Origin of the sequence: Argonema antarcticum A004/B2 (assembly GCF_023333585.1) — a bacterium.
Classification (GTDB): domain Bacteria; phylum Cyanobacteriota; class Cyanobacteriia; order Cyanobacteriales; family Aerosakkonemataceae; genus Argonema; species Argonema antarcticum.
In genome coordinates this window covers 14,541-36,446 of sequence record NZ_JAIQZN010000002.1, presented here as the reverse complement: position 1 = coordinate 36,446, position 21,906 = coordinate 14,541, and the positions used below count along the sequence as shown (strand labels likewise).

At 42.9% G+C, this 21,906-nt stretch carries 25 protein-coding genes; 18 read left to right on the top strand and 7 right to left on the bottom strand.

Annotated elements, in window-relative coordinates; all coding sequences use genetic code 11:
- Positions 1-159: 159 nt before the first annotated feature.
- The 11 genes from LAY57_RS01355 to LAY57_RS01305 all read left to right on the top strand — a co-directional run bounded on the left by LAY57_RS01355 (position 160) and on the right by LAY57_RS01305 (position 5,875).
- Positions 160-360 (top strand): type II toxin-antitoxin system HicB family antitoxin, encoded by a 201-nt coding sequence (locus LAY57_RS01355; protein WP_249064492.1) that lies wholly within the window; start codon positions 160-162, stop codon positions 358-360.
- Complete coding sequence (locus tag LAY57_RS01350; protein ID WP_249064491.1) at positions 360-2,213, top strand: N-6 DNA methylase; 1,854 nt, start codon at positions 360-362, stop codon at positions 2,211-2,213. The genes LAY57_RS01355 and LAY57_RS01350 overlap by 1 nt, the downstream gene beginning before the upstream one ends.
- The gene (locus tag LAY57_RS01345; RefSeq protein WP_249064490.1) at positions 2,210-2,413 is read left to right on the top strand and encodes a type II toxin-antitoxin system HicB family antitoxin; all 204 of its coding nucleotides are present in this window, start codon (positions 2,210-2,212) and stop codon (positions 2,411-2,413) included. Before LAY57_RS01350 ends, LAY57_RS01345 begins: the two co-directional genes overlap by 4 nt.
- The gene (locus tag LAY57_RS01340) at positions 2,410-2,574 is read left to right on the top strand and encodes a type II toxin-antitoxin system HicA family toxin (protein ID WP_249064489.1); all 165 of its coding nucleotides are present in this window, start codon (positions 2,410-2,412) and stop codon (positions 2,572-2,574) included. Before LAY57_RS01345 ends, LAY57_RS01340 begins: the two co-directional genes overlap by 4 nt.
- Positions 2,575-2,686: 112 nt before the next feature.
- Entirely contained in the window at positions 2,687-2,917 is a 231-nt protein-coding gene (locus LAY57_RS01335) for a DUF433 domain-containing protein (RefSeq protein ID WP_249064488.1), read from the top strand.
- A complete protein-coding gene (locus tag LAY57_RS01330; RefSeq protein ID WP_249064487.1) occupies positions 2,914-3,279 on the top strand; it encodes a DUF5615 family PIN-like protein in 366 nt (121 codons plus the stop codon). The genes LAY57_RS01335 and LAY57_RS01330 overlap by 4 nt, the downstream gene beginning before the upstream one ends.
- 32 nt (positions 3,280-3,311) lie before the next feature.
- The gene (locus LAY57_RS01325) at positions 3,312-3,521 is read left to right on the top strand and encodes a 2-oxoisovalerate dehydrogenase (protein WP_249064486.1); all 210 of its coding nucleotides are present in this window, start codon (positions 3,312-3,314) and stop codon (positions 3,519-3,521) included.
- On the top strand, positions 3,518-3,760 hold the full coding sequence (locus LAY57_RS01320) for a type II toxin-antitoxin system HicA family toxin (RefSeq protein ID WP_249064485.1): 243 nt from the start codon (positions 3,518-3,520) through the stop codon (positions 3,758-3,760). Before LAY57_RS01325 ends, LAY57_RS01320 begins: the two co-directional genes overlap by 4 nt.
- Before the next feature lie 8 nt (positions 3,761-3,768).
- Positions 3,769-5,016 (top strand): type ISP restriction/modification enzyme, encoded by a 1,248-nt coding sequence (locus LAY57_RS01315; protein WP_249064484.1) that lies wholly within the window; start codon positions 3,769-3,771, stop codon positions 5,014-5,016.
- A gap of 101 nt (positions 5,017-5,117) precedes the next feature.
- Complete coding sequence (locus LAY57_RS01310) at positions 5,118-5,405, top strand: hypothetical protein (RefSeq protein WP_249064483.1); 288 nt, start codon at positions 5,118-5,120, stop codon at positions 5,403-5,405.
- Between the two features lie 8 nt (positions 5,406-5,413).
- Entirely contained in the window at positions 5,414-5,875 is a 462-nt protein-coding gene (locus tag LAY57_RS01305) for a type II toxin-antitoxin system VapC family toxin (RefSeq protein WP_249064482.1), read from the top strand.
- Between the two features lie 118 nt (positions 5,876-5,993).
- Here the strand turns inward: LAY57_RS01305 and LAY57_RS01300 are convergent, their stop codons facing one another.
- From LAY57_RS01300 to LAY57_RS01290, 3 genes are all read right to left on the bottom strand, one after another.
- On the bottom strand, positions 5,994-7,721 hold the full coding sequence (locus LAY57_RS01300) for a succinate dehydrogenase/fumarate reductase flavoprotein subunit (RefSeq protein ID WP_249064480.1): 1,728 nt from the start codon (positions 7,719-7,721) through the stop codon (positions 5,994-5,996).
- Between the two features lie 170 nt (positions 7,722-7,891).
- Positions 7,892-8,203: a hypothetical protein gene (locus LAY57_RS01295; protein WP_249064479.1), complete on the bottom strand. Its 312-nt coding sequence runs from the start codon at positions 8,201-8,203 to the stop codon at positions 7,892-7,894.
- Between the two features lie 155 nt (positions 8,204-8,358).
- Positions 8,359-9,354, bottom strand: coding sequence for a pentapeptide repeat-containing protein (locus LAY57_RS01290; protein WP_249064478.1), 996 nt, complete (start codon positions 9,352-9,354; stop codon positions 8,359-8,361).
- 363 nt (positions 9,355-9,717) lie between these two features.
- On the opposite strand from LAY57_RS01290, the gene LAY57_RS01285 reads away from it, so the two are divergent.
- On the top strand, positions 9,718-10,428 hold the full coding sequence (locus LAY57_RS01285; protein WP_249064477.1) for a DUF4079 domain-containing protein: 711 nt from the start codon (positions 9,718-9,720) through the stop codon (positions 10,426-10,428).
- A gap of 67 nt (positions 10,429-10,495) precedes the next feature.
- Here LAY57_RS01285 and LAY57_RS01280 read toward each other — a convergent pair whose 3' ends face one another.
- On the bottom strand, positions 10,496-10,735 hold the full coding sequence (locus LAY57_RS01280) for a hypothetical protein (RefSeq protein WP_249064476.1): 240 nt from the start codon (positions 10,733-10,735) through the stop codon (positions 10,496-10,498).
- Positions 10,716-11,705: a pentapeptide repeat-containing protein gene (locus tag LAY57_RS01275; protein WP_249064475.1), complete on the bottom strand. Its 990-nt coding sequence runs from the start codon at positions 11,703-11,705 to the stop codon at positions 10,716-10,718. Before LAY57_RS01275 ends, LAY57_RS01280 begins: the two co-directional genes overlap by 20 nt.
- Positions 11,706-12,037: 332 nt before the next feature.
- On the opposite strand from LAY57_RS01275, the gene LAY57_RS01270 reads away from it, so the two are divergent.
- From LAY57_RS01270 to LAY57_RS01250, 5 genes are all read left to right on the top strand, one after another.
- Positions 12,038-14,152, top strand: a complete 2,115-nt coding sequence (locus tag LAY57_RS01270) for a PDC sensor domain-containing protein (protein WP_249064474.1) — start codon at positions 12,038-12,040, stop codon at positions 14,150-14,152.
- Positions 14,153-14,705: 553 nt separating this feature from the next.
- Positions 14,706-16,826: a PDC sensor domain-containing protein gene (locus tag LAY57_RS01265; protein WP_249064473.1), complete on the top strand. Its 2,121-nt coding sequence runs from the start codon at positions 14,706-14,708 to the stop codon at positions 16,824-16,826.
- Positions 16,827-16,953: 127 nt separating this feature from the next.
- On the top strand, positions 16,954-18,279 hold the full coding sequence (locus LAY57_RS01260; protein ID WP_249064472.1) for an ATP-binding protein: 1,326 nt from the start codon (positions 16,954-16,956) through the stop codon (positions 18,277-18,279).
- 51 nt (positions 18,280-18,330) lie between these two features.
- The gene (locus tag LAY57_RS01255; protein ID WP_249064470.1) at positions 18,331-18,603 is read left to right on the top strand and encodes a hypothetical protein; all 273 of its coding nucleotides are present in this window, start codon (positions 18,331-18,333) and stop codon (positions 18,601-18,603) included.
- Between the two features lie 38 nt (positions 18,604-18,641).
- The gene (locus LAY57_RS01250) at positions 18,642-19,088 is read left to right on the top strand and encodes a tellurite resistance TerB family protein (RefSeq protein WP_249064469.1); all 447 of its coding nucleotides are present in this window, start codon (positions 18,642-18,644) and stop codon (positions 19,086-19,088) included.
- Between the two features lie 178 nt (positions 19,089-19,266).
- Here the strand turns inward: LAY57_RS01250 and LAY57_RS01245 are convergent, their stop codons facing one another.
- The gene (locus LAY57_RS01245) at positions 19,267-19,950 is read right to left on the bottom strand and encodes a Uma2 family endonuclease (RefSeq protein WP_249064468.1); all 684 of its coding nucleotides are present in this window, start codon (positions 19,948-19,950) and stop codon (positions 19,267-19,269) included.
- 107 nt (positions 19,951-20,057) lie between these two features.
- Between LAY57_RS01245 and LAY57_RS01240 the strand changes: the two genes are divergently transcribed.
- Complete coding sequence (locus tag LAY57_RS01240; RefSeq protein ID WP_249064467.1) at positions 20,058-20,480, top strand: acyl-CoA thioesterase; 423 nt, start codon at positions 20,058-20,060, stop codon at positions 20,478-20,480.
- On the opposite strand, the gene LAY57_RS01235 is transcribed toward LAY57_RS01240, so the two are convergent.
- Entirely contained in the window at positions 20,434-21,894 is a 1,461-nt protein-coding gene (locus LAY57_RS01235; protein WP_249064466.1) for a 2-succinylbenzoate--CoA ligase, read from the bottom strand. The genes LAY57_RS01240 and LAY57_RS01235 overlap by 47 nt on opposite strands.
- Positions 21,895-21,906: the final 12 nt, after the last annotated feature.

The following is a 21,906-nucleotide window of genomic DNA, read 5'->3' as shown; positions in this document are numbered from 1 at the left end:
ACAGTTTAGTAAGTCGGGAAAGTTGGAGGAACAGATTAGAGATAATTTAAAAGAGTTTGGGGTAATTAATGTATAATTTAATATAATTCTATCTAAAGTTGAGGTAGCTACTCTTAAGCTGCTAAAAATTGTTCACTTTTGTGTGAAAAGGTTAAGCAAATGCAAACACTAATTAGACTCAAGGTTGAAAAGTTGATTGAAGATGGACAAGAATATTTTGTAGCTACCAGTGATGATTTAGAGGGTTTAGTTGCCGAAGGGAAAACAGTACAAGAAGCTATAGAAATTGCTGAGGATGTCGCTAAAGTTCTGTTAGATTTAAAAAAAAGAACTCCACCTACAACCAGGAACCTGATTTAATGCCATCTATCTCTTTTGATACTTATCTCAAATCGATTCAAAAAAATCTGCAAAAAGGCAGTGAGAGAAGTCATTATCCAGCCTTGAAAGATTTACTTGACGATCCAGTTAAAGGGATTGATGCAGTTATTGAAGAAAAAGGCAATAAGGCAGGGATTCCAGATTTTACGGTAAAGCGCCGCGAATTACTGGTAGGTTATGTCGAAGCCAAAGATGTTGGGCTAGATTTGGATCAAATTGAGAAAACGGAGCAGCTAAAACGCTATTTAGAGGCGTTCCCTAATCTGATATTAACTAATTATATAGAGTTTCGTTGGTATGTAAATGGAAAGCGCAGACAGAAAGAGATTTTAGCAGACCTGAATGGGGATAAACTTCAGGCAAAAAATACCGATAAGATTACCGCGCTGCTGGATCAGTTTCTCAACTATACAGGCGAAATTATCAGCAGTCCTGAAGACTTGGCTCGACAGATGGCGAGATTGACAAAGGCGATTTTGTTAGCAACAGAAACAGCCCTAGATTTGGAAGCAACTGAGGGTGAATTGCATCAACTGAAACAGGGATTTAGTGAGGTATTGCTACCGGATATTAGTGATTCTGATTTTGCTGATATGTATGCTCAGACTATATCTTATGGGTTGTTTACCGCGAGGGTTGGTCATGCCCAAAATCCGGCTGGAGAACAGTTTACTCGCCGCACGGCTGGCACTTATATTCCAGCAACAAATCCATTTTTGAAGCGTTTATTTAACACGATTGTCGAAACTGATGCAATCAGCCAGATTGATTGGGCGATCGATGATTTGGTGCAATTATTGTCTCAGGTAGACATGGGTAATATTCTCGAAAACTTTGGGCGGCGTACCCGTCAAGAAGACCCGGTTGTACATTTTTATGAGACGTTTTTGGCGGCGTACAATTCAGCATTGCGGAAGAGTCGGGGGGTTTATTACACGCCGGAACCTGTGGTATCATTTATTGTGCGATCGATCGACGCAATTCTCAAAGATCGCTTTGATTTACCCTTGGGATTGGCAGATAATTCTAAAGATCCGGTGACGCAAAAGCCGCGAGTCCAAATTCTCGATCCAGCAACAGGAACGGGGACGTTTCTCTATGAAGTTGTGAAGCAGATTTATCGCAATCTAGAAGAAATCGGCATGGCGAATCAGTGGGATAGTTATGTGCGAGAAAATTTGCTAAATAGGTTATTTGGTTTTGAGTTATTGATGGCTCCTTATGCGATCGCTCACCTTAAATTGGGTCTACAACTTCAAGAACTTGGCTATCAGTTTAAGGGTAAACAGCGGTTGGGAATTTACCTCACGAATACGCTAGATGAAGCGCTGAAAAAATCAGAGATTTTGTTTGGTCAGTATGTAGCACAGGAGGCAAACGAAGCCTCGACAATTAAACGCGATACCCCCGTCATGGTAGTATTAGGCAATCCGCCCTATTCCTATGAATCATCAAACAAAGGACAGTGGATAAGCTCTCTAGTGCGGGATTATTATCAAGTCAATGGTCAACCGCTCAATGAAAAAAATCCTAAAGGTTTGCAAGATGACTATGTAAAATTTATCCGCTTTGGACAGTGGCGAATCGACAGAACAGGCTCAGGCATTCTTGCATTTATTACCAATCATGGCTATCTGGATAATCCAACTTTTAGAGGTATGCGTCAGAGTCTTGAAAAGACTTTTGATGAAATTTATGTAATGGATTTACATGGAAATAGCAAGAAAAAAGAAGTTGCTCCCGATGGCTTACCAGATCAAAATGTGTTTGATATTCAGCAAGGTGTGGCAGTTGCTATAATGGTTAAATATCCCAAAGAGAAAGCAGTATGAAATGGCGTGTTATTCTTGAAACAGATCTAGAAACGGGTGATTGGACAGTTTGGTGTCCAGAGTTACCGGGTTGTGTTTCAGCAGGAGAAACGGAAGAAGAAGCTTTAGAAAATATTCGTGAGGCGATCGCACTCTATCTTGAACCCGATCCGATTGTATTAAAAGCAGGAACAATTTTACGGGATGTCTCAGTTAAATGACTCGTACCCGACGCATGAATGCAGATGAAGTTGAGCGTATTTTGGAGCGTTATCGGTTTAAGTTAGTTTCACAAAAAGGGAGTCATCGTAAGTGGCGAAATCTCGATCTTCAGATTCAAACGATTGTTCCGTATCACAAGGGGCGCGATCTGCCGATGTGAACGCTACGTAATATAATGATAAGTGCCGACATTCCATAAACTGAATGGAAAACTGAATAAAGTATCCCAAGGATAAGTCAATAATGGTTAAATATCCCAAGGAAAAAGCAGTATGAGAAAATTAACGCGAATCACGATTAGTTCAGAGGTGATGGGCGGTAAACCCTGTATCCGAGGGATGCGAGTCACCGTAGGTATGATTCTAGGATTAATGGCTACCGGACGTTCTCAAGAAGAGATTTTACGAGCCTATCCTTACCTGGAATCCGAAGATTTAAAAGAATGTTTAGCTTATGCTGCATGGCGTGTTGAAGAAGTAGAAGTTTCTTTAAGTACAACATGAAAATTTTGATTGATATGAACCTTTCACCAGATTGGGTAAATGTGTTTTCAAGATATGATATTGAAGCTGCTCATTGGTCATCTGTTGGCGATCCGCTTGCAAGCGATCGCACTATTATGGAGTGGGCAAACGCTAATGGATACATCGTTTTCACTCACGATTTAGACTTTGGAGCGTTACTTGCAGCAACTCAGGCAAATGGCCCAAGCGTCATTCAAGTTCGCACCCAAGATGTGTTACCAGAGCGTTTAGAAACTATTGCGGTCAATGCCATCACTCAGTTTCGCTCATCTTTAGAATCAGGTGCTTTAATAACTGTTGATGAAACTCGATCGAGAGTTCGTATTCTTCCTTTTTTATGACAGATGCCATTCAGGAGCAGATTAAACACAAGATGACAGAAATTATCTTTTTGGTAGAAAATGATTCGGAAGGTGGTTATACTGCCAGAGCGATCGGTGAATCTATTTTTACTCAGGCTGACAGTATTGAAGAGTTACGAGAATTGACACGAGATGCCGTTCATTGTCATTATCCCGATCCACAAAATCGTCCTAAATTGATTCGTCTACACATTGTTTATGATGAGGTTATCGCTTCATGAAGTTGCCCAGAGACTTGTCAGGCGAAGCGTTAGTTAAAGCGTTGATAACATTGGGGTACATCGTAGATCATCAAACGGGAAGTCATATTCGTCTAACCACGCAGAAAAACGGTGAACATCACATTACCATCCCCAATCACAGCCCAATTAAAATCGGGACACTCAGTGCAATTCTGCGAGATATTGAGGATCACTTTGAATTAACTCGCGAGCAATTACTCACCGAATTATTTTTTTAGAATCTACTATGGCTAAAATCTATCACGCCGATCTTTGGGGTTCGCGGGAAGATAAATATCGCTATCTTCAAGAGCATGATGTCAATACGGTTGAATGGACAGAAATTTTTCCCAACTCGCCTTTTTATCTTTTCTTGCCACAGAATCAGGATTTACTACCTGAATATAATCATGGCTGGAAAATTACAGATATCATGCCTGTAAACTCGGTTGGAATTCTTACGGCAAGAGATAATTTGACAATCAAATGGTCATCTCAAGAACTTGAAGCTACTGTTAAAGATTTTGTTTCACTCCCAATCGGAGAAGCGCGAGAAAAATACGCTCTTGGTGAAGATGCAAGAGACTGGAAAGTTTCTCTTGCTCAGGAAGATTTACGTAAAAATGGTTTTCAACACTCTAATATAGAACCTATTCTTTATCGTCCGTTTGATAAACGCTATACATACTACACAGGACAAACAAGAGGTTTTATCTGTATGCCTCGATCTGAAGTAATGCGGCATCTGTTAAACAGAGACAATCTAGGATTCTATACTTGTCGTCAAACTATAAGTGAAGACTGGCAACATATCCTAGTTACTAATAGCATCACTGACGATTGTTATGTTTCTAACAAAAGTCGTGAACGAGGTTACTTATTTGCTCTTTACTTATATCCTGAAACAGATAAACCAAAAGAATTACAACAACCGAAACGCCCAAACTTTTCCCAAAATTTCCTCAAAACAATAGAAGATAAACTAGACTACACACCGCCCCCAGAAGCCATCTTTTACTACATCTACGCCATCTTCCACAGTCCCACCTATCGCCAACGCTACGCCGAATTTCTCAAAATAGATTTTCCTCGCGTACCTCTCACTAGCAACGATCGACTATTCAAAGACTTAGGCGAAAAAGGTCAGGAATTAGTAGATTTGCACCTGATGAAATCCAAAAAACTTAATCAGCTAATTACCAAAGTAGGCGGCGATGGCGATAATGCCGTTACCGAAGTCACCTATAAACTTACAGAACAGCGAGTTTATATCAATAAAACCAGTTATTTTGAAGGGATTGCACCCGATGTCTGGGAGTTCAAAATTGGCGGCTATCAGGTTTTAGATAAATGGCTAAAAGACCGCAAAAAAGCCAAACGTAGTTTATCATTTGATGATGTGCTGCACTATCAAAAGGTTGTTGTGGCACTTAAAGAAACCATGCAATTAATGGTAGAGATCGATCAAATCATTCCCGGTTTTCCAATTCAGTAGAGTATGGAGAGAAAAAGTAGAAATCCGAATAGTTAAATTAAATGGAAACAAGAATATTTCGGAGTTGCTATAATGGTAAAATATCCAAAAGAGGCAAAATTATGATGACTCACGAAACATCTACTCAATTGACAGTAAAAGAATTGTTGCTTAAGGAGATCGATCAAACCTCAGATGATGTTTTGGAGGATCTGCTAGATTTCGTGCTATTCATCAAAATGAGGCGTACACAAAAGAAATCTACGGCGGCATCAATCCTAAAAACGCTAGAAAGAATTGGGAAATGGGAAGGAGATGATTTAGAGGAATGTTTAGAGTTGGTGCATAGTTCCCGTAGTAGGATATATATCCCTGCTGATGATGAAAATCAAGATTCTGAAGAAGGTTGAATTGTGCCATGTACTTGTTAGATACCAATCACTGTAGTTTCGCAATTCAAAATCAACCAGATATCCTCTCTCGTTTAGCAGCAATTAGCCAATCTGAAATTACAACTTGTGTTATTGTGCAGGCTGAACTGATTTATATGGCAGAAAATTCCCAAAAACGAGAGAGCAATCTGAATCGAGTTAAGGAATTCTTAAAAGATATTCTCATCTACGAAATTGACTCAATAACTGCTGAAATTTATGGAAAGTTTCAAGCTGAACTTATGCAAAGGTTTGGGCCGAAGGAGAAAAGTAAACGCAGAAGAACTCGCATGATTGATATCGGTTTTAGTCAACATGATTTATGGATTGCATCAATTGCGATCCAACACAATCTTACCCTTGTTTCTGCCGATCGCGATTTTCAAAGAATCCAAGAAGTGCGATCGCTTTCTATTGAAACCTGGTATTCACCTAAAACCGAAGCTTAACAAATGGGTGAGTCAGGCCCAGAGAAACCCGGTTTCTTGAAGAAACCGGGTTTCTTGTCTATACTTCATGTAACGGAAACCCGCTATAAAGTAGCGATATCAACGAAAGCTTGGATAATCAATACTTCCGTTCTTTCGGCTCAAACATGGTAATTGCTACAGGCTTATACTGAAGGTCAATACCAGCGGTCGAGTAGTAAGCTAAGGTATGCTTGAGGAAATTTTCATCATCTCGTTCGGGATAATCTTCGCGGTAATGAGCGCCTCGACTTTCTTGTCGCTGGAGGGCGGATGTGAGAATTAGCTGACCGACAATCATCAAGCTACGCAGTTCGAGAGCTTCTATGATTTCAGTGTTCCAAAGTTTACCTTTGTCATCTAAGTAGATATCCTGATATTGCTGCTGTAGCTTTTGTAGCTGTGCCAATCCTTCCCTCATCAGCGATTCGGTGCGAAAAACGCCGCAGTACTGGGTCATACAATCTTGAAAAGATTGCCGCAGTTGGCCGATGCGGATTGTCCCTTTCTGGTCTATTAGCGATCGCACCTGTTTCTCAACCTCCGTAATATAACGTTGCTCATCTATCTCCGGGAACTTGCGATTTTGAACATATTGTGCTATTGCAGCGCCAGTTCTTCTGCCATAAACCACACATTCCAGCAGAGAATTGCTACCCAGCCGATTTGCGCCGTGAACGGAGACACAAGCAGCTTCCCCAGCGGCAAAGAAGCCTTCAATCAAACCATCTGGGCCGCTTCGCACTTGACCGTCTGTGTTGACGGGGATGCCACCCATTGAATAGTGAACCGTCGGTCGCACAGGCATCGGGTTGTCTACAGCGTCAATACCCAGCAGGCGGTGACATTCTTCCCAAGCAAAGGGAACGCGGCTCATAATTTTTTCGCGACCCATGTGGCGCAAGTCCAGGTAGACGAAGGGGCCACCAGCAGTGCGATCGGGATGAAGGCCGCGTCCGGCTTTAATTTCGCGATCGATCGACCTGGAAGTAATATCGCGGGGTGCCAATTCCATTCTGCTGGGCGCGTAGTTAGCCATAAAGCGATCGCCCTCGCTATTAATTAGATAAGCACCCTCACCCCGCACCGCCTCTGAAATCAGCACCCCCACCGGATACAAACCAGTCGGGTGAAACTGCACAAACTCCATATCCTCCAGCGGTACACCCGCAAGGGCCGACATTGCCAGACCGTCGCCAGTAGAGGCATAGTCATTTGAGGTAGTGTTGAAAGCGCGACCGTAACCACCAGTAGCAAACATCACCGCCTTAGCGCGAAGCACCTGAATTTCCCCATCCAAGATGCGATACATCACCACACCCTTTGCCTGGGCATCTTCTAAAATAAGTTCGATCGCATACCACTCATCGTAGATCTGGACACCGTAACGCCTGAGATTGTTAACCAGTTCGTGCAGAATAGCGTGACCAGTCTTATCAGCGGCGTAGCAAGTGCGGCGGTGCGAATGTCCGCCAAACGCACGCTGGGCAATCCGACCATCTGGCAACCGAGAGAACAAGACGCCCATGTGTTCCAGGTCAATCACCACATCAGCGGCTTCGCGAGTGAGAATTGCTACCGCATCCTGGTCTGCCAAATAGTCGGAACCCTTGACTGTATCAAAAGCATGGGCTTCCCAAGTGTCTTCTAAATCGACATTGTTCAGCGTTGCAGCCATCCCACCTTGGGCGGCGACGGAATGCGATCGAATCGGGTGAGTTTTAGCCACTACAGCTACACTCAGTTTTGGGTCGATGCGGGCAATCTCCACCGCAGCGCGACAACCAGCCAATCCACCGCCAACTATAATTACATCGTGTTCTAACATACTTGATTTGATATCCGTAATCCTAATCTATGGTGACTTAAACAAAAACTTCCCCAACAAAAAGCGGGGAAGTTCTTTTGACCAATGCAGCACGACACGGATATGCACGGATGCACTGATATACCACTTGACCAATGCCCAATACCCAATGCTCAATGCCCAATCACCGTTCAGCTGATTACTTGGGCAGTTTCCTGGGGGGGTAAATTTACTGGGCTTGTCCGAGTTGATTCCTCTAGGGTTAGGGGTGTAAACTCAATGTGATTCAGCAGCGTGGTCACGAAGGCAAACAGCAAGAAGGGCAGAGACAGCACCAAGATGAGTCCAACAGTCGCTAAAGCATAAATCTGGCGAGTGGTACTCCACAAGGCAAGTGCCGTGGCTAAGCTTAAGAAAATGACGATTAACCAAATGACGATTTGACCGTATATGTCGCCAAAGCTAAGAGTGCAGACCATACGATATCTCTGTAATTTATCCATGACGTTTTCCTCGCAACATTCCTATAAAGTTCTACGTTAAGGTTCCGCTCCCGTTTTGGCAGATTTCTCAATATTTTTTAAAAGGAACGCAATATAACTTTACGTAAAACAGTACGGGACTCTTTCATCCCGTACTGTAATAGGAAAATTAAAGCCTAGTTGTGACGACTTCCGTCTGGCATTGTCGCGCCTGTCAAAATTGCTTCCGGCCAGTAGGTTTCTGCTCCTTCTATATATGCTCCGCGCAAGCTAGCCCCGCTCAGATCGGCCCCTCGCAATGCTGCCACATTTAAGTTAGCTCCCCACAGATAAGCTCCCCGCAAACTTGCCTCACTCAGGTCAGCGTCGCTGAGGTCAGCCATATTCAGATTTGCCCCCGTCAAGTCTGCCTTATTCAGATCGGCGGATGACAGGTCTGCCTTACTCAAATTTGCCTCGCATAAGTCTGCTTTGGTGAGTGTTGCCCCACTCAGGTTGGCGGCATGAAGATTTGACCTTGCCAGTAGCGACACACGCAGCTGGGAATTACTCAGGTTGGCGGCTGAGAGGTTAGCTCCACTGAGGTTGGCTCCACTGAGTTTTGATTCGCTCAGGTTGACTCCATCCAAGTCTACGCTGTTGAGGTCTACCCCATTGAGGAAGGCTTTACTGAGTTTGATTCCATTGAGTAATGCTCCCCGCAGCTGGGCACCGCTCAATCTGGCTCCATTAAGGTTAGCCCAATTCAGATTGGCATTCGTTAGGTTAGCAGAACGTAAGTTAATCCCGCGCAAATCCGATCCACATAGATTAACAGCTTCTAAGTTGGCTAAGCGCAGGTTTACAGCCGTCATGATTGACCCACTCAGTTTGACTCCTTTTAGCACCGATTTAACTAGGCTCGCTCCTTGAAGGTTGGCTTTTGTCAAGTCTGCATCTGTTAAGATTGCTTCATTTACCTTAGCAAAACTTAGATCTGCTCGGTGCAAAAATGCGCCACTGAGATTGGCTCCGGTTAGGTGTGCGCGACTGAGGTTAGCTGCTGCTAAATATGCACCTGAAAAGTTAACTCCTACTAGGTGGGCTCTTTCCAGGTTAGCTCCGATTAAATTTGCTCCACTAAAATCTCTTTGTCCTGCGGCATAAAACTTGAGTAGTTCTTTAGCGTCCATATAATTTTCTTCCGATCGGCTGTATTTAGTACGTCTAATTATAGATTGCCCCAATATATACCCAAAAAATCATTAACTTTTTTGCTGTTTTATGCGCTATTTGTAACAGGATGAAAATTTATTAAATTTTCGTCGTTGGCGCTATATTATTTGCAACATCTATGGTGGGCGGTATGCTAACAACCAGTGATTATACGGAGTAGAGGTCAGCGGATTTTGGATGAAAAGATTTTGGATTGGCTCCACCGATGAGCTGACTGCTCCATAAATCAGTATTTTCCTATCTATTTCTCAGTAAAAATTCATTTTGTTGCGAGCAGAAACATTTAGATTGTTACTATAGATAATGCCCTTGGGTGTGTTATGGAACTCAAAGATTTTCTGGCTCTTATTCATCCGGCTTTAGCAGTCGTAGTAGTCTTCCCCTTAATTGGGATGGTGGTTAACTTTGCATGGCAGACGCGCCAGCGCAGATTGCAAACCGCTGGCAAAGACAAGAGCAAAATTCCGCCTAGTGTTGGCCCAGAACACGTTAAACTGGGTCGCTGGCTGACTGGCTCAGTCGTAGGGCTGACTTTGGTAGGACTGGCATATCCGATTTTTGAACATATTTTGAGCGATCGCATCTGGAGTAAAGCACCTTTGCAAGTCGCCTTCATCGCCCTGATGTTTTTGGATACGATCGCCTCCCTGGTATTGCTCAACATGGCCAAGAAGAAGCTGTGGCGCGGGGTTTTTGCTACTTTGACTGGCGCAGGTTTAGTCATTCTCGGTTGCCAAGATGGGGTTTTTAGGCGCACCCATGAATGGTATTGGTCTCATTACTACATCGGCATCACAGCCGCCCTGCTGATGATTTTCGCCTTAGCTATTCAGGAAGATATCTATAAAGATAAATCGAATCGCTGGCGAACTCTTCATATCATTTTGAACAGTTTTGCCGTCTTACTCTTTGTGGGACAGGGGTTAACGGGTACGAGGGATTTGCTGGATATCCCTGTAAGCTGGCAGAAACCCTATATTTACACCTGCGATTTTAATCACAAAACTTGTCCGACACCAGCAGAGCGCTAGGGCTAGGGGCTCGAAAAGTCAAAAGTCAAAAGTCAAAAGTCAAAAGTCAAAAGTCAAAAGTCAAAAGTCAAAAGTCAAAAGTCAAAAAATAATTAATTACCACTGACAACTGACAACTGACCACTGACAACTGACAACTGACCACTGACAACTGACCACTGACCACTGACAACTGACAACTGACAACTGACCACTGACAACTGACAACTGACCAATGACAACTGACCACTGACCACTGACCAATTTTCTTTTGACTTTTGACTTTTGACTTTTGACTTTTGACTTCCTTACTCATGTAGCGTACCATCTGGCATCGTCGCACCTTTGAGGATTGCCTCCTGCCAGTCTGCCCCTTCGATATATGCCCCGCGCAGGCTAGCTCCGCTCAAATCTGCACCCCGCAGCTGAGCCACATTCAGGTTGGCCCCCCACAGGTAAGCTCCCCGCAGACTCGCCTTAGTTAGGTCTGCTTCAGACAATCTTGCTACATTCAGCTTAGCCCCAGTCAAGTCTGCTTCGCTGAGATCGGCGTATGATAAATCTGCCTTACTTAGATTCGCCTCACATAAATCTGCCTTAGCGAGTGTTGCGCCAGTAAGGTTGGCTGCATGAAGATTCGATCGGGCCAGCAGCGACACCCGCAGCTGAGCGTTACTCAGGTTGGCGGCGGAAAGGTTGGCTCCACTCAGGTTGGCTCCACTCAGTTTTGACTCGCTCAAATTGACCCCATCTAGGTCTACACTATTGAGGTCTACCCCATTCAACAACGCCCTACTCAGGTTAACACCGTTAAGTAATGCTCCCCGCAGCAATGCACCGCTCAATCTGGCTTCACTCAGGTTTGCCCAATTTAGGTTGGCATTCACTAAGTTGGCCGATCGCAAATTAATCCCGCGCAAATCTGCCCCACACAGGTTGACGCCTTGCAAGTTCGCCAAACGCAGGTTTACGCCTGTGAGGATGGCTCCGCTGAGTCTTGTACCCACGAGCAACGACTTTACAAGGTATGCTCCTTTGAGATTGGCTTTTGTCAAATCTGCTTCTGTGAGGATGGCTTCGTTGATTTTGGCAAAACTTAGATCGGCCCGATGCAGGAAAGCCCGACCGAGATTTGCTCCCGTCAGGCAAGCTCGACTGAGGTTAGCCGTTGCTAGATATGCGCCTGAAAAGTTTGCCCCTACCAGGTTAGCTCTTTCCAGGTTAGCTCCGATTAAATTGGCTCCACTAAAATCTCTTTCTCCTGCTTCATAGCGTCTGAGTAGTTCATTGCCGTCCATAGGATTGGTTCCCGGTCTGCTGATTTAAGCCAGTTTAGTTATAGATTGCCTCAGTTAAATATTTTTTCCTAAAAAGGCAATAATTCTTTTATATAGCAACCGATGAGTCAGTTAGGACGTTTTTAATTCCTGAAACGTTGGCGGATTCTAGTCCCTAGTCCCTAGTCCCTAGTCCCTAGTCCCTAGCTATATCCTTGAAGATTTCGATTTTTGGATCGGAAACTCTGGCTGACTTAACTTAGGGGCCAAGCGGGGTGCGGAATTGGCAGTGCGATCGCTACCACCACTGGTTGAAGTAGCAGCGCAGGTAAAAACTACTGGTCAAGAGAAAAATGAAAACCAATTCGCGTTCAAATCAGGTATTTAGAATAACATTAATCCTCTGTGGGTTAAGTTTAATAGTTGTGCTTACAGAGATTTTCGGTTTCTGGAAAGAACAAAACCGAACAGAAGAAATAGCTAAAACAAATGCCAAGCAGGAAGTTGTGAGGGCAAGTAAGCAGCTAGAGGAAAAGCTTCGCAAACTGCAAGACACCGCCAATGCCATTGCCAGGGAGCTAACTGAAAGCAAATTAACGGATGAGCAGCTACCAGACAGGGCAAAAAAAGAATTGGAGCAAAACCCTGATTTTTTGGAAGTTGGCGCTGTCTATAAACCTTTTGCTTATAATCGCAATCGACGGCTGTACGGGCCGTACTACACCAGAAAGAGCGGCCAAATTGAACGGGTGCAACTTGAAAATTATTACGATTACACCCAGCCAGAGAACGATTGGTATTACAAGGTATTGGCGAAAGGAGCTTTTTGGTTGGAGCCAGAATTTGATCAAGCTTCCGAAACTATTGTAGCAGATTATTATGTTGCTTTCGATGGTATTGATCCCCAAACCAAACAAAAAACGCCAAGGGGTATAATCTTTGCCAATTTTTCTTTGGAAAAACTGAAAGATCTGATCGACTCGCTGGATGTGGGCAAATCAGGCTATGGATTTTTGATTTCCAAAAAAGGAGTATTGATCTCCCATCCAAAGCAGGAGTACGTCCTGGAGCGCAAAACCCTATTTGACCTAGCTAATGAGCAGAAAAACCAACAGTTTAGAATCATCGGCGAAAAGGCGATCCAGGGTAAGAGCGCTGTGATAGATTTGGTAGACAATATTACTGGTCAATCTGCTTGGGTCTTCGTCGAACCGATTCATCTAAATGGATGGTCGATGGCAGTAGTGATGATCAAGGACGATAGTGGTATTGACTTCCAAACCAAGCGGCGGCAATTAATCCGGATCGCATTAGAAACAATAGGGTTTTTATTTTTTCTGTCAATTATCGTCTTCGGTGCTTATAAAGGCAGAATCGGGAGTCTGTGGGCAATTTCCTCTACTGCTAGCGTCTTGAGCATTGCCGTAATAGGGTTTATATGGTATATCGCTTTTTCTGAGCAGACCTATAAAAATAACAGGAATTTGCTGCTCAGTAAGACAACGGTAGATAATTTATTAGAACCACAAGCTAAATTAGCAGAAAAACTCAAACAAAAGCCACCGCTTTATGTTACCACTGGCCTTTTTATTCAGTCTCTCAAATTTAACAGTGCCAACGATGTGTTTGTAACTGGCTACATCTGGCAGAAATTTAAGGATGGTGTCCATGATGGCTTGTCTCGTGGTTTTATCTTGCCAGAAGGGTCTGACGTAGAAATTAACGAGGCTTATCGTTATAAAGAAGATCAGACGGAAGTGATTGGTTGGTATTTTGAGGCTACCCTCCGGCAAAACTTTGATTTTTCTAATTATCCTTTTGACTATAATGATGTCTGGGTAAGGTTATGGCCTAAAGATTTCCAACGTAAGGATTTAAACAGAACTGTGATTCTAGTTCCCGACTTCAGGGCCTACGATGTGTTAAATCCTATTGTCAAACCGGGTTTGGAAGCGGATTTTGTTTCCGAGTCATGGGACATAGAGAGTAGTTTTTTTGAGTACAAATTGAACAATTACAATACAAATTTTGGAATCCCAGGGAGTTTTGTTAATAAAAATTATCCAGAACTGTATTTCACAATTATACTTAAGAGGGCTTTCTTGGGCATCTTGATTGCTAGAATTGTTCCCCTAAGTGTGGTATCTATTCTGCTATTTGCTATTATGCTGCTCAGTCGCAATCGCGGGATGGAAGTGGTGGGAGCTTGTGGTGGCTTTATCTTTATTGTCATTCTTGACCAGATATCGGTGAGAGGACAAATTGCCGCGAAGGGCATTATTTACATTGAGTATTTCTACTTTGCGATCTATCTCTTCATTTTACTGGTCGCAGTTAATGCCATACTGCTGAACTCTGACAGAAAAAACCGTTTCCTAGAGTATAAAGATAACCTGCTGCCGAAGTTGCTTTACTGGCCAACTATTCTGAATATATTGCTAATCGTAACTGCTTCTATATTTTATTGACGATCAGTTGCTAAATTAGTAGCAATAGTTCATTAGTAAAAGTCAGCGCTGCCGCTGTGCTTGCTAATAAGTATTACTAGGTAAGTAGGTCGGCAATCAAAAACCAAGGTATGCAATGAAACGTAAAATTTATGTATGTTATTGGGGCGTAGTTGCGATACCGTCCGGCATCGCAACTACGTCCCAATAATGATTTACAGCGGCTTGCGAATGGGTGAGGTACAGCTAAATTGTAGGGGCGGGTTTTGCCATAATTCTTGTCCGTTAGCCACAAATTATCTACCAAACCCGCCCCAAATGTCGCGTTATAAAGAAAATTATTTTAATGTACCTCACGCGACTGCAAGCCGCTGTATTTGCGCCGACAAAGGTATAATCTTTTACTTTATCCCTTTTTGCGGGCAGTAGCAGTATAAACTTGAAGGAGCGTTGTGAGGTAGCCTTGACTAAGCTGAAAAAAAGCGTTAAATATGAAAGGACTGCTTGAGGAGTCTCCTGGGATAGTCAGGAGCCCAGACAAAAAGTAAAAAAATTAAGAGTTGAAAACAAAAAAATGAAAACCAATGCGCGATCGGGCCTGGGATTTAAAATAACATTAATACTCTGCGGCTTAAGTTTAGTAGTCGTACTTACAGAGATTTCCACTTTCTGGAAAGAACAAAACAGAAGAGTAGAAGCATTTAAAAACAATGCTAAAAACGAAACTGTACGGGCTAGCAAAGAGGTGGAAGAAAGGCTTCGGAAACTTGAAGAATCAGCCACTTCGATTGCCAGGGATTTGACTGAAGGAAAAATAACAGATCAGCAGCTATTAGACAGGGCGAAACAGGAATTAGAGCAAAACCCTGATTTTTTGGAAGCAGGTGCTGCCTATACACCTTTCGCTTATAATCCCCGGCGGAAACTTTACGGGCCATACTATACAAGAAAAACAGGTAAACTTGAACGGGTACAAGTTGAAGATTATTACGACTACACCGAGAAGATACCAGACAATGAGTGGTATAACATCACTTTGGTGAAAGGAACTCATTGGAATGAGCCTTACTTTGACAAAGCTTCTGAAGATATCATCGCAGAAAATGATGCGGCTTTTTATCGGATCGATCCCCAAACTAAACAAAAAATGCCAGCTGGTGTAGTTTTTGTCAATACGTCTTTGGGAAAACTCAAAACTCTGATCGATTCGCTGGATGTCGGCAAATCAGGCTACGGATTTTTGCTTTCCAAAAAAGGCGTATTGCTCGTCCATCCCAAACAGCAATATGCTAGGAATCAAACCAGCATATTTGACATAGCAAAAGAGCGGAAAAACCCGCAGATGGAAGCCATAGGTAAGATGGCGATCGAGGGTAAGAGCGGCGTTGTAGATTTTGTAGACGATATCACTGGTGAATCTTGCTGGGTTTTCGTTCAACCCATTGCGCTGAATGGATGGTCTCTGGCAGTAGTTGTCATCAAGAACGATACTGCTGTAGACTCAGATACCAAGCGGCCTCAATTAATCCGCATCGCATTAGAAACCGTATTATTTTTACTTTTTCTGTTAATTATCGTTTGTCGCGGTCATCAACTCGGTATCAGGAATCTGTGGGGTATTTCTTGTGCATTTAGCTTTTTTTGCGTTACCGGAATAGGGTTTATATGGTATCTAGTTCTGTCTGAAAGCAACTATAATGATAACAGGAATGTGCTGCTTAGCAAGACAAACGTGGATAAATTTTTAAACCCCGAAATAAAAACAACGGAAAAATTAAAACAAAAGCCACCGCTGCAAATTCCTACGGGCGTTTTTATTCAAACTGTCAAATTTAACAGTTCTAGCGATGTGTTAGTAACTGGGTTTATATGGCAGAAATATTCCAATGGTGTCCATGATGGTTTAGAGCGTGGTTTTGTTCTGCCGGAAGGGTATGAATTAGATATTCAGGAGGTTTATCGCAATAAAGGAAAAAACTCAGAATTAATTGGTTGGTATTTTGAAGGAACCCTGCGTCAAAGCTTCGATTTTACTAAATATCCTTTTGACTATAACGATGTATTGTTACGGATATGGCCGAAAGAGTTCAACCGAAAAAATACAAACACATTGGTGTTCCTCACTCCCGATTTTAGCTCATACGAGGTGTTAAATCCTATTACAAAACCAGGTTTGATAGATAAATTCGTTTCGGAAACATGGATCGTTGAAAGTAGTTTTTTTGAGTACAAATTAACAAATTTCAATACAAATTTGGGAGTAGAAGAAACTGGATCTCTAAAAAATTATCCAGAATTGTATTTCACTATCATATATAAGAGAGGTTTTATTGGCATTTTGATCGCCAGGATTATTCCTCTAAGTGTGGTAGCCATACTGTTATTTATTACTATGCTGCTAAGTCGCCAGAGCGGCATGGAGGTGGTGGGGGCTTGTGCAGGCTTGATCTTTGTTCTCATCGTTGACCAGATAGGGCTAAGGGGACAAATTGCTGCTAATGGAATTATTTATTTGGAGTATTTCTACTTCGTGTTATATCTTTTAATTTTATTGGTGGCAGTGAATGCAATCCTGGTGAATAGGGACAGAAAGTTATCTTTGATCGAGTATAAAAATAATTTGCTTCCAAAGGTGCTTTACTGGCCGAGCCTTTTGACTATGTTGCTGATTATAACTGCTATTGTATTTTATTGATTAGTTGGTCAATGCTCATTAGTCATTTGTTTTGATAATAACTACTGATTCTTGACGAAAGACGAATTTAACTGACGGGGTGGGTAATAGGGCGGTCTGTGTCTCCAATTCCTCTAAAATATGAATTATGTCTTTTTTAGATGCCCAAGCTATTAACTCTATCGTGTTCCTGCAACGCCAAGCGGCGTCTCTGTTGCTGTACCGATCGGTTTTGAGCGGGCCACCGGGAGTTGCTTTCATCGATCTGCTGGAGGCTTTACGACGCTGGGATGCCGATGGATTGACTTACCTAGAAGCCTACGGACGCTGGTTCAAAGCTTTAGCTGCTACAAATCATAGCTGGCAGGACTACCTGATCGGTCAAATTCTCAGGGACGATAATCCGTTTACCCAGTCAGCGCAACGAGGCGAATTGGCGAGTTTGCCTCCGGCTTTGGTAGCTGCTGCTGGGCAGGATTTACAGGCTTTGCAAAGTATCTACGAGTGCAGTGGTGCTGAACTTAGCTGTTTGGTGCAAGAGGCAGCGGAACTGCTGCTGGCACCTGTGGCTTGGTATTGCGATCGCATTTCTGCCAGTTTTCTATCTGATGTAGAAGAAAAAGCGATCGCGTCTCTGCAAGATCTGGAAAATTGGGCAGATGCGCTGTCAGATTTAGTAGCTTACTACCGGGAATTTGGCACTGGTATATTTGCGGAATATCGAGCTTTGCGCTGGCAATCAGGACAGTTAGTGGGCATTCCCCATCCCGATTCTGTACGGCTGAATGAGTTAGTGGGCTATGAGTTTCAGCAAGATGCTTTGGTGAAAAATACTGAATTTTTACTAGCCGGTTATCCAGCCCTTCATGTGTTGCTTTATGGCAGTCGCGGTTCGGGAAAATCTTCTTTGGTGAAGGGTTTGTTAAATGAGTATGCTAATCGCCATCTGCGTTTGATTGAAGTTGCCAAATCTGACCTAAAAGATTTATCGATAATTGTAGAACAGTTGCGGGATGTTCCCCAGAAGTTTATCATTTTTGTGGACGACCTCTCATTTGAGGAAGATGATGATGCTTTTAAAGCTCTTAAAGTTGTGCTTGAAGGGAATGTAACTGCGCGACCAAAAAATGTGGTGGTTTATGCTACTACCAATCGGCGTCATTTGATTCGAGAGTTTTTTAAAGATAGACCGACTCCCAAGGATGGTGATGAAGTTCATGCGTGGGATACGGTTCAGGAAAAGCTTTCGTTTAGCGATCGCTTTGGTCTGACTTTAACTTTTGAACCAGCCGATCAGAAAACTTATTTAACAATTGTCGGGCATTTGGCAGCGCAAGCGGGAATTAATATCGATGGGAAAGATTTGGAATTTCGTGCATTGCAGTGGGCAACTCGCCATAATGGGCGATCGGGAAGAACGGCAAGACAATTTGTTGACTATTTGCAGGCTGATTTGGCAATTTATGGTGAATAGTTTGTATAATATAAAGTTGGTAGTTCAATGAACTTCGACGCATAACGTCTTATGCTGCCACAGCGTCCCTCGATTTCCCAAATAGAACCGCCCCTTCCTGCGAAGCGGACGCTGCCGACGATGTACGATCTACCAAGTGAAAATCGGGAGGAATCCGGTTTGGCTGACGAGTTTCATGGCTTGCAGTCCCAGTTGCTGGGTCGCACGCTGCGTTTGACAGATTACCGGCCCGCATCTTTGTCGGCAGCGATTTGCGGTGTTGGTGCCATTTTAGATAAAATTAATTTTTTTGGACAATATTGCCCCTATACAGTAATGTGCTAGTAATACTTAGGACAGTATTCCAGAAAGAGGAAAATACAATGGGCTTGTTCGATAAAATAGCTGGTGGTCGCAAGCAAACCCAAACAACGCTGGGGCCAGCGGAAGCATTTGCTGCGATCGCACTGATTGCCGTAGCCGCAGACGGTTACATGACTGATTCCGAAGCGCAAGCTATTAGCACTACTTTATCGCGGATGCAGCTGTTCAGGAGCTATCCCGCCGACGTGATGCGAAAAATGATCGATCGACTCCTGGGCATTCTCCAACGAGAAGGTATTGAGGTGCTGTTTAATGCCGCAATAACTACACTTCCAGACGAACTCAAAGAGACTTCTTTTGCTGTAGCAACTGATATCGTTTTGGCAGATGGCGAAGTCACCGAAGAGGAAGAAAAACTTTTGAACGATCTCTATCGCGCTTTAGAGATATCAGAAGCAAACGCTGTCAAGATTATAGATGTCATGTTGATAAAAAACAAAGGATAGAAGTTTATTTAGAAGATTCCTGTTCGCCGCATAAATTTGTGCGATCGAAACTACAAAATAGCCTTGGTATAAGCACCAGGGTTATTTTGTATGTGAATGCAGCAAATTGCAAATTTTTTTTATCTTTCTTCCTCCTGGTTTTAAAAAGAGGGTGATAGAAGCGGATTTAGTATTATACCTACTCAGCCTTAAAATTAGCAATTTGTTGAGCAAACCAAAGCGCAGCACTAATATTAGTTCCTTCACTCAGACGTTCCAAAGTTTCCTCTAGCAAAGTGATGGATAAACCTGCAAGCGCGACAGATTCACTACATTGTTGATATTTGCCATTTTCCTGTAACCGAAATATGATTACCTGTCTACCTCGAATATTAATCACCCAGTATTCTGGTATTCTCAAATCGGCATAAAGTTTTTTCTTTTCATCCAAATCAGTCACCAGAGTTGTATCGGAAATTTCGCCAACCAAATCGGGAACTCGCCACCTATCCAAATCAATCCGACGCCGTTCCCCTGATTGCCACTGTGGAACTCCTTCGCCGATGTACAATACTAAATCTGGTGCGGCAGCTTGTATCTTTACTTTCTCAAGCAAACAACGTCCGAAAGAAGCCGCCGTTTGTTCTCTAAAGAGACTAAACCAAAAGCCAAACAGCAAGGTAAACAAGTCACTAACGGTAGCGTGATTAATTCCTTCTGAACCCATATCAATTAAAAGACGATCCTGATAAAAAAACAGTCTGACTCTCTCTGCGGTTTCGGCGTCACGATAGGCTAAGTAATCTTCCCAGGTAGCGGGTTTCCACTGAGAAAAAGCTGTTGTGAGGACGCTTTGGATACCTGTAGTAGTTGAGGTAGTCATAGCAATGAAGCTGATTAAGGTTGTATAACAATTATATCAGCAATTTAGCGGGCGATTTCAGAGCCCGCCCGATTCATCCGTCGGGTCAATCCAAAATCCATTGACATATGCCTTTCTCTTACACTCGTACAATTCACTTTCAAGATACCGATGCAGCAGGCGTCGTCTACTTCGCTAACGTTTTAGCAATGTGTCATGAAGCATACGAAGAATCCCTGGTTAAATCTGGCATTACTCTTAAGTCATTTTTCAGTAGTTCAGCGGTTGCCATTCCCATAGTTCATGCCAGCGTAGATTTTCTTAGCCCTATGTTTTGCGGCGACAAGATAATTATCTTTTTATTGCCTCAATATTTGACCAGCAATAAATTTGAAATTGCCTATAAAGTTTTTTCTACGAATCAGCAGTTACTTGCGAAAGCACTTACCAGGCACGTCTGCATCGATCCAATTAATAGAAGCCGAAAAGAATTGCCAAAAGATATTATTGATTGGTTGCACGATTGGAGTGATGCTGATGCCACAACATAGCAATTTGTTGGATTTGTTCGCGGTTAACTTTATCTTGAGTGTTGCGGGGTAATTTTTCAACAGAAACCCAATATTTAGGACGCTTGAATTTACTTAATTTATCATCTAATGCGGTTTTTAGCGTATCGATATTAACTTCGGGATTGCTGGGAACATAAACAGCAGTCACCGCTTGACCCCAATGTCGATCTGGTAAACCAATCACGCAAACATCGCTAACCAAGTTAGTCGATCGAATCGCTGCTTCTACCTCAGATGGGAAGACATTTTCGCCGCCAGTGATGATTTTATGGCTGCTACGACCGACAATGTTTAAATAACCGCGATCGTCAAAAAATCCCAAGTCATCTGGTTGAAAGATTATCTTTTTTATCTTATCATTTTCCAATGACAAAGGACGGCTGACAAATAAAGAATCGGGATAATAACCAAGCGCTAAAGAATCAGCTTCGATAGTAATAATGCCTGTTTCGTTCGCACCTAATATCTCCCCATCTGGAGTGCAAATCATTACTTTTGCATGGGGTAAAACCTGTCCGCAACTATTATTTCCATTGAGAAAATCTGACGGTTTAAGGGTGACAATCTGCGAGGCAGTTTCTGTCATACCGTAGGTGAGTGCTAAGGGAATACGGTGGTGTTTTGCCTGTTCGAGAAGTTCGTGCCAAGCTGGCGCACCTCCTAAGAGAACTGTCTGAAAGCGGGACAACCATGTTGGGTAATGATGCAACAGACGTTCGAGTTGGGTTGGCACTATAGATATCAAAAAATCTGCTGTTTCGATATGGCATTTTTGAACATTTTCTAGTGGTTTAAATGGTAGAATTGCCAGTTTTCCTCCAGTGATAAACGATCGCATAAATTGCATCAAACCGCTGACATGATACAGGGGTAAGACGCAAAAAGAATTTACTCGATCTAGATGGAAATATTGGGTAAATCCTTGCACTGATGCTGTCAATGTTGACCAGGTATGAATGGTAAAGCGAATCTGACCCGATGAACCGCCAGTGGGAATCATGATTCCATTTTGGATTTTGGATTTTGGATTTTGGATTGGGCAATTTCCTTCTTGTTTATTGCTGATTGCCTCTTGTCCCCAAATAATGTCTGGTTTAACTAAATCGAAGACTTGTTGCCATTCGGCTTTTACCCAATCGGGATTGCAGAGAAATACTGGACAATGGGCGGAAGTTGCAGCGATGAAACCAGCTAAAAATCGTACAGGATTGCGATCGGATATGATAATTTTTGGTGGTGTTTGACGGTGAGATAGTTGGATTAATTCTAAATATAATTGTTGGGCAAGTTGGGTAAATTGACGGCTGTCGTAACCAATTAACCAATCACTGGGCAGGCGAGACGCCCGCCCCACAAGATCGAGATCTAGAAGATTAACTAAGGGTTGTTCCATATAGCGGTTTTC

Bases quoted from the DNA above. Each gene is read 5' to 3' on its own strand.
- LAY57_RS01330 (WP_249064487.1), top strand. From the start codon at position 2,914: ATGAAAATTTTGATTGATATGAACCTTTCACCAGATTGGGTAAATGTG.
- LAY57_RS01270 (WP_249064474.1), top strand. From the start codon at position 12,038: ATGAAAACCAATTCGCGTTCAAATCAGGTATTTAGAATAACATTAATC.
- LAY57_RS01235 (WP_249064466.1), bottom strand. From the start codon at position 21,894: ATGGAACAACCCTTAGTTAATCTTCTAGATCTCGATCTTGTGGGGCGG.
- LAY57_RS01240 (WP_249064467.1), top strand. From the start codon at position 20,058: ATGCCTTTCTCTTACACTCGTACAATTCACTTTCAAGATACCGATGCA.
- LAY57_RS01260 (WP_249064472.1), top strand. From the start codon at position 16,954: ATGTCTTTTTTAGATGCCCAAGCTATTAACTCTATCGTGTTCCTGCAA.
- LAY57_RS01335 (WP_249064488.1), top strand. From the start codon at position 2,687: ATGAGAAAATTAACGCGAATCACGATTAGTTCAGAGGTGATGGGCGGT.
- LAY57_RS01275 (WP_249064475.1), bottom strand. From the start codon at position 11,705: ATGGACGGCAATGAACTACTCAGACGCTATGAAGCAGGAGAAAGAGAT.
- LAY57_RS01295 (WP_249064479.1), bottom strand. From the start codon at position 8,203: ATGGATAAATTACAGAGATATCGTATGGTCTGCACTCTTAGCTTTGGC.
- LAY57_RS01290 (WP_249064478.1), bottom strand. From the start codon at position 9,354: ATGGACGCTAAAGAACTACTCAAGTTTTATGCCGCAGGACAAAGAGAT.
- LAY57_RS01300 (WP_249064480.1), bottom strand. From the start codon at position 7,721: ATGTTAGAACACGATGTAATTATAGTTGGCGGTGGATTGGCTGGTTGT.
- LAY57_RS01280 (WP_249064476.1), bottom strand. From the start codon at position 10,735: ATGGTACGCTACATGAGTAAGGAAGTCAAAAGTCAAAAGTCAAAAGTC.
- LAY57_RS01250 (WP_249064469.1), top strand. From the start codon at position 18,642: ATGGGCTTGTTCGATAAAATAGCTGGTGGTCGCAAGCAAACCCAAACA.
- LAY57_RS01255 (WP_249064470.1), top strand. From the start codon at position 18,331: ATGCTGCCACAGCGTCCCTCGATTTCCCAAATAGAACCGCCCCTTCCT.
- LAY57_RS01355 (WP_249064492.1), top strand. From the start codon at position 160: ATGCAAACACTAATTAGACTCAAGGTTGAAAAGTTGATTGAAGATGGA.
- LAY57_RS01350 (WP_249064491.1), top strand. From the start codon at position 360: ATGCCATCTATCTCTTTTGATACTTATCTCAAATCGATTCAAAAAAAT.
- LAY57_RS01315 (WP_249064484.1), top strand. From the start codon at position 3,769: ATGGCTAAAATCTATCACGCCGATCTTTGGGGTTCGCGGGAAGATAAA.
- LAY57_RS01305 (WP_249064482.1), top strand. From the start codon at position 5,414: ATGTACTTGTTAGATACCAATCACTGTAGTTTCGCAATTCAAAATCAA.
- LAY57_RS01310 (WP_249064483.1), top strand. From the start codon at position 5,118: ATGATGACTCACGAAACATCTACTCAATTGACAGTAAAAGAATTGTTG.
- LAY57_RS01320 (WP_249064485.1), top strand. From the start codon at position 3,518: ATGAAGTTGCCCAGAGACTTGTCAGGCGAAGCGTTAGTTAAAGCGTTG.
- LAY57_RS01325 (WP_249064486.1), top strand. From the start codon at position 3,312: ATGACAGAAATTATCTTTTTGGTAGAAAATGATTCGGAAGGTGGTTAT.
- LAY57_RS01265 (WP_249064473.1), top strand. From the start codon at position 14,706: ATGAAAACCAATGCGCGATCGGGCCTGGGATTTAAAATAACATTAATA.
- LAY57_RS01345 (WP_249064490.1), top strand. From the start codon at position 2,210: ATGAAATGGCGTGTTATTCTTGAAACAGATCTAGAAACGGGTGATTGG.
- LAY57_RS01340 (WP_249064489.1), top strand. From the start codon at position 2,410: ATGACTCGTACCCGACGCATGAATGCAGATGAAGTTGAGCGTATTTTG.
- LAY57_RS01245 (WP_249064468.1), bottom strand. From the start codon at position 19,950: ATGACTACCTCAACTACTACAGGTATCCAAAGCGTCCTCACAACAGCT.
- LAY57_RS01285 (WP_249064477.1), top strand. From the start codon at position 9,718: ATGGAACTCAAAGATTTTCTGGCTCTTATTCATCCGGCTTTAGCAGTC.